This window comes from Pseudonocardia sp. (genome assembly GCF_035305885.1).
GTDB lineage: Bacteria > Actinomycetota > Actinomycetes > Mycobacteriales > Pseudonocardiaceae > Pseudonocardia.
This window is the reverse complement of record NZ_DATGOP010000085.1, coordinates 19,459-31,179: the sequence shown is the minus strand read 5'-3', so window position 1 is coordinate 31,179 and position 11,721 is coordinate 19,459. Positions and strand designations below refer to the sequence as shown.

The window sequence follows — 11,721 nt, the reverse complement described above, 5'->3', positions numbered from 1 at the left end:
TCGACGTACCAGGTGATGCGGTTCGGCAGCCAGTCCATGGCGAACGTGTGCCACTGGCTGAAGTCGCCGGTGATCTTGTTGCCGGCCTGCTTGTTCTGGGGCGAGAAGTGGATGACGAAGTGCGCCTCGCCGCGGTCCTCGCGCGGCACCTCCATCATGTCCAGCTCGCCGTCGTCCTTGTTCTCGGTCTTCGGCCAGAGCAGGATGGCCGCCCCGCGGCCCCGCCCCTTGTCGGTGCGGGCGCGGAACTCCCAGCGCCCGTACAGCTGGTCGCGCTCGTGGCCCATGCCACCGGTGACCTCGCCCCGGGCGGTGATCCGCAGCATGCCGTCCTCGACGGTGATCGCCGACGGGCGACGGAAGCCGTTGCCGAAGCCGCCGATCGAGTTGTAGCGGTTCCAGACGGTGGGGTCGAGGGGGCCGTCGAAGTCGAACTCGTTGACCAGCCGCCAGTCCACGCCCGACACGTCGCGGCCGGTGTTGTGCACCGCCCGCCCGGGTGGCGGCGTGGGCACCGCGGTGGGCGGGGGCAACGGCTCGGGCAGCGCCTGCCACAGGTCGGGCTCAGCCGAGCCCGACACGCCGGCACAGCCCGCGGACAGCAACAGCGCGGCGACGACCAGCAGCGATCGCAGCCGCCCCGCACTCCGGGACATGTCCGCCTCCTCGAACCGCACACCGGTGGGGAGCTGGGGAGCGCCGGCGTGCCTCGATCACGGTACCCCGTACTCAAATCCGGTCCGTACGACCTCCTGCGCGCTCGCGTTCCCCTGATCAGGGGGTTCGCCGCACACCTCCGGGGGACGGCCGCGGACGGGCCGTCACGCTTCCGTGACCGGCCGCCCCGCAGCGCTCAGCGGGCAGCTGGTGCGCACCGGGCAGCGGTCGCAGTCGGGCCCGACCCGGGCGATGAACTGCGCGTCGGAGGTGTCCGCGGCGCACTGCCGCACGACCTTCTCCCACGCGGCGAGCTCGGCGTCGTCGAGCGGGGGCTGGGTGGGCTCCTTGGCCTGCCCGCCCGCCTTCTGGTCGGCGAGGTACACCAGCCGCGCGCCGCCGGGCCGCGCCCCCGGTTCGAGCAGCTTGCCGAACGCGCCGAGCGCCGCCGCGAGCTGGTACACCGCGAGCTGCGGGTGCTCGGCCGCCGCGCGGGCGCTGATCGCGGTCTTCCCGGTCTTGATGTCGACCACGACCGGGCGGCCTTCGGCGTCGACCTCCAGCCGGTCGACGCGCCCGCGCACCCGCAGCCACGGCCCTCCGGTGCGGCCGGCCCGCTCCCCCAGCTCGCCGGGCTCGTCGCCGGCCAGGTCCAGCTGTACGGGCTGCTCGACGGCGACCAGCCGCAGGCCCTCCTCGCGGCTGCGCCGCACCCACCCCTCGAACGCGGCGAGCATCCCGCGCACCCGCTCCAGCTCGCGGCGGCTGTACCACGGGGCGCCCACGTCGAGCCGCGACCACGCCGACCGCAGCGCCGCTTCGAGCTCCGCCTGCTCGGCGCCCGCGGCGCTCGCCTGCACGAGGGCGTGCACGAGCGATCCGGTGACGGCCGCCAGCGCGCTCACCTCGGCCCCGCCGTGGCGCTCCAGCACCCACCGCAGCGGGCAGCGGACGATCTTCTCCACGTCGGACGGCGAGACCGGCACGACCTCGCCCGGCGACCGCAGCGGGGCGTCGGTGGACACCGGCGCGAGCCCGTACCAGTCGTCGGGGTGGGCGCCTGGTACCCCCGCCTCGGCCAGCCGCGCCAGTTGGAGGGCCGCGCGGCGCCTGCGGGCGTCGGCCTCGGGGCCGTCGCCCGGGGCGCACACCGCCCGTCGCAGCTCGCCGACCAGCTCGGCGAGCACGAGCGAGCGGCCCGGGCGGTGGACCGGGCGGTCGGCGCTGGTGGCGGGCATCGGGTCGAGCTCGTCGAGGAACCGCGACGGCTGCTCGTCGTCGGCCTGCACGGCGCTCACCAGCAGCGTGTGCCGGGCCCGGGAGCACGCCACGTAGAACAGGCGCCGCTCCTCGGCGAGCAGCGGCGCCATCCGCGAGACGGTGGGCTCGGCCACCCCGGAGACGACGTCGACCAGCCGCTCGTTGCCCAGCAGGCTCCCGCGCAGCCGCAGGTCGGGCCAGCTGCCCTCCTGCACCGACGGGACGGCCACCACGTCCCACTCGCGGCCGCGCGCCGCGTGCGCGGTGAGCAGCGAGACGGCGTCGCCCTGCGGGGCGCGCGGCGCCAGCGAGTCGCCGGGCAGCTGCTGGTCGGCGAGGTACTCGACGAAGCTCGCGACGGACGCGCCGGGCAACCGGTCGGCGTAGCGGGCGGCCGCATCGAACAGCGCGAGCACGGCGTCGAGGTCGCGGTCGGCGGCGGCGCCCACCGGGCCGCCCCGCGCGCTCGCGTCGCGCAGCCGGGGCCCGAGCCCGCTGGCCTGCCACACCCGCCAGAGCACCTCCTCCGCGCTCTCGCCGTCGCGGGCGGCGTCGCCCGCGATCGCGAGCAGGGTGGCGACGCGGCGCAGCGGGGCCGTCTCCTGCGGGGGCAGCGCGGCGAGCGGGTCGGGGCGGCCCTGCGCGGCGTCGCGCAGCAGCCCGACCAGCAGCGGGTCGCTGCCGGCCCGCTCGGCCTCCGCCGGCTCCCCGGCCGGGCGGGCGCCCGCGTGCAGCCGCAGCAGACCGCGGCGCAGCCGGCGCATGCGCATCGGGTCGGCCGAGCCGAGCGGCGAGGTGAGCAGCGCGCTCGCGGCGTCGGCGTCGATGTCGTCGGGCCGGGTGGCGCAGCGCAGCACCAGGAGCAGCGGCACGACCGCGGGCTGGCGGGCGAGCGGCAGCTCGTCGGGCGGCGCCGCGATCGGCACGCCCGCGGCCAGCAGGGCGCGGCGCAGCGTCGGCAGCGTGCGACGGGTGGAGCGGGCCAGCACCGCCATCCGCGACCACGGCACGCCCCGCTCGAGGTGGGCGCGGCGCAGCCGGTCGGCGATCCAGCTCGCCTCCTGCGCGGCGGAGGCGAACACCTTCACCTGCACCTCGCCGGGTGACTCCGGCTCGCCGGGGGGCGCCGCGCGGTCGCGGCCCGGCCCGGCCCCGGGCAGGCGCGCGGCGAGCCTGCCGACGGCCTCCCGGATCGCGGGCGCGCCCCGGTGGTCGACGGGCAGCACCACCGTGGGGGCGGCGACGGCGCGCAGGCCCTCCGGGTCGGCGCCGCGGAAGTTGAGGACGGCCTGGTCGGGGTCGCCGGCGAGCAGCACGGTCCGGGCCGTGGCGCCGAGCACCCGCACCAGCTCCATCTGCTGGGGGTCGAGGTCCTGGGCGTCGTCGACGACGAGGTGGCGCACGCGCGCCCGCTCGGCGGCGAGCAGGTCGGGGTCGGCGGCGAACGCGTCGAGGGCGGCGGCCACGAGCTCCGCGGCGTCCAGGGCGGGCGCGGTGGCCTGCGGGGCGGCGCGCCCAGCCGCGCCGCGCAGCTGGATGACGTGCTCGTAGGTGCGGAAGAACCGGCCCGCCGCCACCCACTCGGGCACGTCGTGGCGGCGCCCGAGCTCGGCGAGCTCGTCGGGCCCGAGCCCGCGCTCGACGGCGCGCAGGAGCAGCTCGCGCAGCTCCGCGGCGAACCCGGGCAGGCCGAGGGCGGGCCGCAGCCGGTCGCCCCAGCCCGAGTCGGGGACCCCGCCGCCCTCCGGCCCGGCGAGCTCCCCGCCGAGCAGGTCGCGGACCACGGCGTCTTGCTCGGCGCTCGCGAGCAGCCGCGGCGGCGGGTCGCCGTTGCGGGCGGCGTGCAGCCGCAGCACCCCGAACGCGTACGAGTGCACGGTGCGCACCAGCGGCTCGCGGGTGGTGCGCGGCCCGGCGGGGTCGTGGGCCAGCTCCACGATCCGCTCGCGCAGCTCCGCCGCGGCGCGCCTGCTGCCGACGAGCACGAGCGTCCGCGAGGGGTCGTCGCCCGCCCGGATACGGCGCGCGACGGACGTGAGCAACACGGTGGTCTTGCCGGTGCCGGGCCCGCCGATCACCCGCAGCGGCCCGGCGGTGTGCTCGAGCACCCGGCGTGCGGCGTCGTCCCACTCGGGCTCGGTGGCCGCCGGGCGCGGGCGCCGCACCAGCCCGGGCGCGAGCGCGGCGCGGTCGGGACGGGCGTCGGAGCGCAGCACGGCCCGATGCAACCACGCGGGACCGACACCCCAGCGGCCGGCACCGGCGCCCCGGTCGTGTCGGTGGCCGCTGGCAGGATCGCCGACGTGACCCAGCTCCCCCTCCACGTTCATCCCTTCGGTCCGGCGGACGGGCGCCCGGTGCTCGCGATGCACGGCGTCACCGGCCACGGCGCCCGCTACCGGGTGCTCGCCGAGGCGCTGCCCGGCGTGCGCGTGCACGCGGTCGACCTGCGCGGCCACGGCCGCTCCCCGTGGAACCCGCCGTGGCGGATCGAGCAGCACGTCGCGGACGTGCTCGGCGTGCTCGACGGGCTCGGCCTCGACCGCGCCACGGTCGTCGGTCACTCGTTCGGCGGCGCCATCGCCGTGCACCTCGCCCGCACCGCGCCCGAGCGCGTGGAGCGGCTGGTGCTGCTCGACCCGGCGCTGGGCCTCGACCCGGAGCGCATGCTGGAGCAGGCCGAGGCCATTCGGGCCGACGAGTCGTTCCCCGACCTCGACGCCGCCCGCGCCGACCGGGCGCAGCGCTGGGCGGGCCTGCCCGCCGACCGCATCGAGGCCGAGCTCGCCGAGCACCTCGTCGCCGACGGCGACCGGCTGCGCTACCGGTACTGCCAGTCCGCCGTCGTCGTCGCCTGGAGCGAGATGGCGCGGCCCGCGATCACCCCGCCCGCGGGCACGCCCACGCTCCTGCTGCCGGCCGCGAAGGCCGACTTCGTCGACCCGGCGTGGGTCGAGGCCTGCCGCGCCGAGCTGGGCGACGCCCTCACCGTCGCCGAGGTCGACGCGGGCCACATGCTGTTCCTGGAACGCACCGAGGAGGTCGCGCGCCTGGTGGGCGAGTTCCTCGCGAGCTAGCAGGAGGGTCGACGTGGACGAGGAGACCGTGGAGCGCGTGCGCGCCGCCGTCCGCGCGATCCCGCCCGGGGAGACCGCGAGCTACGGCGAGATCGCCGAGCGGTGCGGGCTGCGCTCGGCCCGGCTGGTCGGCCGCATCCTCGCCGAGGACGGGCACGACCTGCCCTGGCACCGGGTGCTGCGCGCCGACGGCACCTGCGCCCCGCACCTGGCGGCCGAGCAGAGCGCCCGGCTGCGGGCCGAGGGCGTGTTGATGGTCGACGGCCGGCTGCCCCGCGCGCCGCGGCCCGTTGACCGGAACCCGCGCCGGCGGCGCGCTCACGCGGGCCGCGACAGCCCCTCCATCGCGGACCGGTAGCGCGCCGCCAGCACGTCCAGCACCGCCTCGTGGTCCGCCAGCGGTGCGCCCACCACGTCGGCGCCGCAGCTTTCGAGGTTGCGCTGGAACAGCCCGGGTGCGAGCAGCCACGAGGCCACCGCGACCCGGCAGGCGCCCTCGGCGCGCAGGCGGGCGACCACGTCGGCCACGCCCGGCCGGTCGCCGAGCACGATCGGGGCGAGCGTGACCGGCTTGCCGAGCAGCCGCCCGAGCCGCCGCGCCGCCCTGGCGCCGTCGGCCTGCGCCTGCGGGTCGCTGGACGCGGCCACCGCGAGCACCACGGCGTCGTCGGGCCGGGCACCGGCCTCGGCGAGCCGCTCGGCGGCGGCGGCGACGAGCGCGGGGTCGGGCCCGAACGCCTCGCCGAGCACGACGTCGGTGCGGCCGGTCGCCCGCAGCTGCTCGGGGACGTCGGCGCGCACGTGGTAGCCGGCCGCGAGGAACGCGGGCACCGCGACGGCGGGCCCGGCGAGCCCGGCGAGCACGTCGGCCGGGGTCGGGCCGCGGACGTCGGCGTAGCAGGCGTGCACCGCGACGCCGAGCCGAAGCCGGGCGAGCTCGGCCACGCGCTCGGTGACGACGGATCCGGCGGGATCCCGCGTGCCGTGCGCGATGAGGAGGAGGTTCACCGGGGCGACCCGTGCACGCAGTGGCCGCCGATCGCACCGGCGCCGGGGTCGAGCGCCAGCCGGTAACCGCGCTTGACCACCGTCTGCACGAGCTTCGGCCGCCCGAGGGCGCTGCGCAGCCGGGCCATGGCCGTCTCGACGGCGTGCTCGTCGTCGCTGCCGCCGGGCAGCGCCCGGAGCAGCTCGGCCCGGGACACGACCCGCCCCGGGCGGCGCGACAGCGCGCGCAGCAGCGCCATCCCGGCCGGCGGCACCGCGCGCAGCTCGCCGTCGACGAGCACCGCGTGCCCGCGCAGCTCCAGCACGTGGCCGGCGACGGGCAGCCTGCGGGCGCGGGCGGGCAGCTCGGCCTCCAGCTGGCGCACCATCGCCCCGAGCCGCGACCGCTGCGGCTGCACGGTGGGCACGTCGACCGCCTCGAGCGGTGCCGCGGTGACCGGGCCGACGCACAGGGCGAGCACCGGGCCGCGCAGCGCGTCGAGCAGCCTGCGGCGGGCGCCGCGCTGCTCGGCGCGGGCCAGCAGGCTGGCCGCGGCGGGCGCGCTGGTGAACGTGAGCACGTCGATCCCGCCGCAGAGGACGGAGTCGATCAGCCGGTCGAGCGGCCCGAGGTCGGCGGGCGGCAGCCAGCGGTACACCGGCACCTGGACCACCTCGGCGCCCGCCATCCGCAGCGCGTCGACGACGTCGGGCAGCGGCTCGCCGTGCAGCTGCACGGCGATGCGCAGGCCGTCGACGCCCATCTCGAGGAGGTGGTCGAGCACCTCGGCGGACGACTCCGACGGCGGCGACCACGCGTCGACCAGCCCGGAGGCGCGGATCGCGCCGCGCGCCTTCGGCCCGCGGGCGAGCAGCTTGCCCGAGCCGAGCGCGGCGAGCAGGTCCTCGGCGATGCCCCAGCCGTCGGCGGCCTCCACCCACCCGCGGAAACCGATGCCGGTGGTGGCCACGGTGACGTCCGGTGGGCGGGCGATGAGCGCCCGGGTGGCGGCGGCGAGCTCGGTGTCGTCGGCGACCGGGACGATCCGCAGCGCGGCACCCAACTGCACGACCGCGCCGCGGCGCTCCAGCATCGTGGCGAGCTCCTCGGCGCGGCGAGCGGCGGTGACCCCGACGGTGAACCCGGCCAGCGGGGGCACCGCGCGGGCCGCGGTGTCGACCGACGTGGTCATCGCGGCGGTCACGGGATCCCCACCTGCAGCCACCCGTCGGCGATCCGGACCGGGTACACGGGCACCCGCACGTCCGGATCGTCCAGGCACTGCCCGGTGATCAGGTTGAACGCCTGCTTGTACACCGGCGAGGCCACGATCGGCACCCCGCCGCGGTCGCCCACGATGCCCCGGGAGAGCACTGCGGCCCCCGAGAAGGGGTCGATGTTGCCGATCGCGTGGACGGTGTCGTCGACCATCCGGAACAGGGCGACCTGCACCGGTTCGCCACCGGCCGCCAGCAGCGCGGCGGCCCCGCGCTCCGGCAGCAGGCGGTCCAGCAGGCAGACGGTCTCCCAGCGGATGTCGGACGGCGCGTCGTGGACGGTCCCAGCGGTGTGGATGGTCTCTGCGGTCATGCGCGCACCCCCGGCAGGCCGAGCGGGACCGGGACCGGCTGGCCCCGCTCGCTCACGAACGAGATCGTCGGGTCCGGCGTGTCCGGTGCGTTCACGAAGGACACGAACCGTTCGAGCTTCTCCGGGTCCTCGAGCACCCCGCGCCACTCGTCGGAGTAGTTCGCGACGTGCGCCTCCATCGCGGCCTCGAGGTCGGCGCAGATGCCCAGCGAGTCGTCGACGATCACGGCGCGCAGGTGGTCGAGCCCGCCGTCCATCGCCTCGATCCACGCCGCGGTGCGCTGCAGCCGATCGGCCGTGCGGATGTAGAACATGAGGAACCGGTCGATCAGCGAGATCAGGGCGTCGGTGTCGACGTCGGAGGCGAGCAGGTCGGCGTGCCGCGGCTGGAAGCCGCCGTTGCCGCCCACGTAGAGGTTCCAGCCCTTCTCGGTGGCGATCACCCCGAAGTCCTTCGACCGCGCCTCCGCGCACTCGCGGGCGCAGCCCGACACCCCGGCCTTGACCTTGTGCGGGGCCCGCAGCCCGCGATAGCGCAGCTCGAGCGCGACGGCGAGGCCGACCGAGTCCTGCTGGCCGTAGCGGCACCACGTGGTGCCGACGCACGACTTCACCGTGCGCAGCGCCTTGCCGTACGCGTGACCCGACTCGAACCCGGCGTCGACGAGGCGCCGCCAGATCGCGGGCAGTTGCTCGACCCGCGCGCCGAACATGTCGATCCGCTGACCACCGGTGATCTTCGTGTAGAGCCCGAAGTCGCGGGCCACCTCGCCGATCGTGATCAGCCCCTCCGGGGTGATCTCGCCGCCGGGGATGCGCGGCACCACCGAGTAGGTGCCGTTGCGCTGCAGGTTGGCCAGGAAGTGGTCGTTGGTGTCCTGCAGCGTCGCCTGCTCGCCGGACAGCACGTGCCCCGTGCCGAGCGAGGCGAGGATCGACGCGACCGCCGGCTTGCAGATGTCGCAGCCGCGCCCCCGCCCGTACTGGGCGATGAGCTCGGAGAACGTCCGGATCCCGGTGCCGGCGATGATCTCGAACAGCTCGGCGCGCGACACCGCGAAGTGCTCGCAGAGGGCCTTCGAGACCTCGACGCCGGACTGCTCGAGCAGCTTCTTGAGCATCGGCACGCACGACCCGCAGCTCGTGCCCGCCCGCGTGCACGCCTTGATGGCGGGCACGTCGTGCGCGCCGTCGGCGATCGCCGAGCAGATCGCGCCCTTCGTGATCGCGTTGCAGGAGCAGACCTGCGCGGAGTCGGGGAGCGCGTCGGCGCCGAGCTCCACCCCACCGGGGGCGATCATCGCGACCGGGTCGGCCGGCAGCGGCGAGCCGACCAGCGGGCGCAGCGTGGCGTACTTGGAGGCGTCGCCGACGAGCACGCCGCCGAGCAGCGTCTTCGCGTCGTCGCTCACGACGAGCTTGGCGTAGCTGCCCGCGACCGGGTCGTTGACGACGACCTCGAGCGCGCCCGGGGTGCGGGCGAGCGCGTCGCCGAAGCTCGCGACGTCGACGCCGAGCATCTTCAGCTGCGTCGAGGTGTCCAGGTCGGCGGGGGTCATCGTCGCCTCGCCGCCGAGCAGCCGGTCGGCCACCACCTCGGCCATCGCGTAGCCCGGGGCGACCAGCCCGTAGGTGCGGCCCTCCAGCGCGGCCACCTCGCCGACGGCCCAGATGTGGGGGTCGGGGCTGCGGCAGGCGGAGTTGACCAGCACGCCGCCCCGCTCGCCGAGCGGCAGCCCCGCCTCGCGGGCGAGCCCGTCGGCGGGCCGGATGCCCGCGGAGAACACGACCAGGTCGGCGTCGAGCTCGACGCCGTCGGAGAGCGTGGCGATCAAGCGGCCCCGGTCCTCGGCGATGGAGGTGACCGACACCCCGCACCGGACCTGCAGGTCCTCGGACTCGACCAGGCGCCGCAGGACCGCGCCGCCGCCCTCGTCGACCTGCATCGGCATCAGCCGCGGCGCGATCTCGACGACCTGCGGGGACAGACCGAGCAGCCGCAGCGCCCTCGCCGCCTCCAGCCCGAGCAGGCCGCCGCCGACCACGACGGCCGACCGACGGCCCGGCCGCGGGGCCGCCACGGCCCGCTCGGCCGCGGCCATGATCGCGTCGAGGTCGTCGAGGGTGCGGTAGACGAAGCAGCCCGGCAGGTCGCGGCCCGGCACCGGCGGCACGAACGGCACCGACCCGGTGGCGAGCACCAGCGCGTCGTAGCGGAACTCGGCGCCGGACGCGGTGCGCACCACGCGGGCGTCGCGGTCGAGCGCGACCGCGGCGTCGCCCAGGTGCAGCTGCACCAGCGGGTCGGACACGGCGGGCAGCGTCAGGTCGTCGGCGCTCTTGCCGTCGACGTAGGAGGAGAGGGCGACGCGGTCGTAGGCCGGGCGGGGCTCCTCGCCCAGCACCGTGATCCGCCACGTGCCCGCGGTGTCGCGGTCCCGCACGGCCTGCACCAGGCGGTGCCCGACCATGCCGTTCCCGACGACGACGAGCTCCTTGCCCACGAGTTCTGTCACGCGGCTCCCTCCTCGGGAACGGGGGTCAACGCTGTGCGGTCGGTGCGGAGCGCCCCGATCGGGGGGTCGCTCCCGGCCAGCCACGCGCAGATGTCGCGCACGGCGTCCCCGCAGCTGCCGCACCCGGTGCCGGCGCGGGTGGCCCGGCCCAGTGCGGCGACGTCGGTGTGCCCATCCCGCCACGCGGCGACCAGGGCGCCCTTCGTGACGGTGTTGCAGCGGCAGACGACGGCGGACGCGGGCAGGCGGCCCGGGTCCGCGGTCTCCGGCGCGCCGGGCAGCGCGCGCCCGAACAGCAGCCCGAGGCGGTCGGACGGCGCGGGCTGCCCCGTGTCGTAGAACTGGATCATGGAGGCGGCCGCCTCCGGCAGGCCGATCATGGCGCCGCCGACGACGCGGTCGCCGTGCAGGGCGAGCGTGGCGTAGCGGCCGCCGCGCGGGTCGGCGAAGCGCAGGACCTCCGCGCCCTCGTCGGACAGCACCGCGGGGTCGCCGACCGCGGCGAGGTCCACGTCGCGGGCCTTGAGCCGGGTGACGGCGCGGGTGCCCGCGTAACGGGCCGCCGGGTCGGCTCCGGTGACGAGGTCGGCGAGCACCGCGGCCTGCTCCCAGCCCGGTTGGACGAGGCCGGCGGGGGTGCCCGGGTGCTGGGCGCAGTCGCCGATGGCGTGCACGCGCCCGTCGGACGTGGCGAGGCGCTCGTCGACCAGGACGCCGCGGTCGACGGCGATCCCCGCGTCGGCGGCGAGGCCGGTCTCGGCGCGCACGCCGGCGGCGACCACGAGGGCGTCGGCCGCGACGAGCTGGCCGTCGGTGCCGCGCAGCCCCGCGCCCGGCTCCCACGCCGCCGCGGTGAACCCCAGCCGGACGTCGATCCCCAGGCGGGTCATCGTGGCGGCGAGCACCTCACCGGCGGCCGGGTCGAGCTGGCGCTCCATGAGGTGGGACTTCGGGTGCACGACCGTCACCCGAACCCCGCGCCCGGCCAGCCCGCGGGCGGCCTCGCAGCCCAGGAGCCCTCCGCCGAGCACGGCGAACCGCGCACCGGGCCGGGCGAGGGAGAGGATCCGCTCGCAGTCGTCCAGGTCGCGGAACGCGACCACGTTCTCGTCGGGGAGCCCGTCCAAGGGCGGCAGCCACGCCCGGCTGCCGGTGGCGAGGACGAGCTCGTCGTAGCGCTCCACCGCACCGTCCGAGCAGTGCACGACCCGCGCGGCGCGGTCGATGCGCGTGACGGCGACCCCGGTGCGCACCTCGACGCGGTTGCGGGCGGCCCACCCGGGCGGGTGCATCTCCAGCGCCCGCGCCGAGAGCCCCCCGCCGAGCACGGTGGACAGCAGCACCCGGTTGTAGGCCGGACGCGGTTCGGCGCCGAGGACGACGAGGTGCACGAGCCGCCCGTCGGGGTCCCGGCGCCGCACCTCCTCGGCGAACCGGGCACCCACCATCCCGTGCCCCACGACCACGACCCGTCTGCTCACGCCGCTCGACGTTAGGTACGCGGGGTTACACCTGTGGGGCGGTTCGTGACACGGACGTAACGCAGCTCGCACATCGGCCGGGCGTTCCCGTGAGCGTGATGCAGGTCCCACGAGAACGCGACAAGGGCCCCTTCCCGACCGTCGAACGGTGG

9 protein-coding genes are annotated in these 11,721 nt (G+C 76.9%); 2 read left to right on the top strand and 7 right to left on the bottom strand.

Translation table 11 applies throughout. From position 1 onward, the window contains the following. Together VKZ81_RS18090 and VKZ81_RS18085 are read right to left on the bottom strand one after the other, a co-directional pair. Positions 1-656, bottom strand: a 656-nt coding sequence (locus VKZ81_RS18090; RefSeq protein ID WP_324242762.1) for a glycoside hydrolase family 16 protein, incomplete at its 3' end; no start/stop codon positions are given. A 165-nt stretch (positions 657-821) separates the two neighbouring features. Next, the gene (locus VKZ81_RS18085; protein ID WP_414709402.1) at positions 822-4,133 is read right to left on the bottom strand and encodes an ATP-dependent helicase; all 3,312 of its coding nucleotides are present in this window, start codon (positions 4,131-4,133) and stop codon (positions 822-824) included. Positions 4,134-4,220: 87 nt separating this feature from the next. Here VKZ81_RS18085 and VKZ81_RS18080 point away from each other — a divergent pair, with 87 nt between their 5' ends. Beyond that, positions 4,221-4,994, top strand: coding sequence for an alpha/beta fold hydrolase (locus VKZ81_RS18080; protein WP_324242761.1), 774 nt, complete (start codon positions 4,221-4,223; stop codon positions 4,992-4,994). A 13-nt stretch (positions 4,995-5,007) separates the two neighbouring features. Beyond that, the gene (locus tag VKZ81_RS18075; protein ID WP_324242760.1) at positions 5,008-5,352 is read left to right on the top strand and encodes an MGMT family protein; all 345 of its coding nucleotides are present in this window, start codon (positions 5,008-5,010) and stop codon (positions 5,350-5,352) included. Here VKZ81_RS18075 and VKZ81_RS18070 read toward each other — a convergent pair. From VKZ81_RS18070 to VKZ81_RS18050, 5 genes are read right to left on the bottom strand one after another with little or no spacing between them, the layout of a single operon-like run. After that, a complete protein-coding gene (locus VKZ81_RS18070) occupies positions 5,313-6,002 on the bottom strand; it encodes a sirohydrochlorin chelatase (RefSeq protein WP_324242759.1) in 690 nt (229 codons plus the stop codon). The genes VKZ81_RS18075 and VKZ81_RS18070 overlap by 40 nt on opposite strands. After that, positions 5,999-7,174 carry a uroporphyrinogen-III synthase gene (locus VKZ81_RS18065; protein WP_324242764.1) on the bottom strand — a complete coding sequence of 392 codons (1,176 nt, stop codon included), beginning with the start codon at positions 7,172-7,174 and terminating at the stop codon, positions 5,999-6,001. The genes VKZ81_RS18070 and VKZ81_RS18065 overlap by 4 nt, the downstream gene beginning before the upstream one ends. Before the next feature lie 8 nt (positions 7,175-7,182). Next, complete coding sequence (nirD, locus tag VKZ81_RS18060; protein ID WP_324242758.1) at positions 7,183-7,572, bottom strand: nitrite reductase small subunit NirD; 390 nt, start codon at positions 7,570-7,572, stop codon at positions 7,183-7,185. Beyond that, positions 7,569-10,076 carry a nitrite reductase large subunit NirB gene (gene nirB / locus VKZ81_RS18055; protein WP_324242763.1) on the bottom strand — a complete coding sequence of 836 codons (2,508 nt, stop codon included), beginning with the start codon at positions 10,074-10,076 and terminating at the stop codon, positions 7,569-7,571. The genes nirD and nirB overlap by 4 nt, the downstream gene beginning before the upstream one ends. A gap of 8 nt (positions 10,077-10,084) precedes the next feature. After that, positions 10,085-11,569, bottom strand: coding sequence for an FAD-dependent oxidoreductase (locus VKZ81_RS18050; RefSeq protein ID WP_324242757.1), 1,485 nt, complete (start codon positions 11,567-11,569; stop codon positions 10,085-10,087). Positions 11,570-11,721 lie beyond the last annotated feature (152 nt).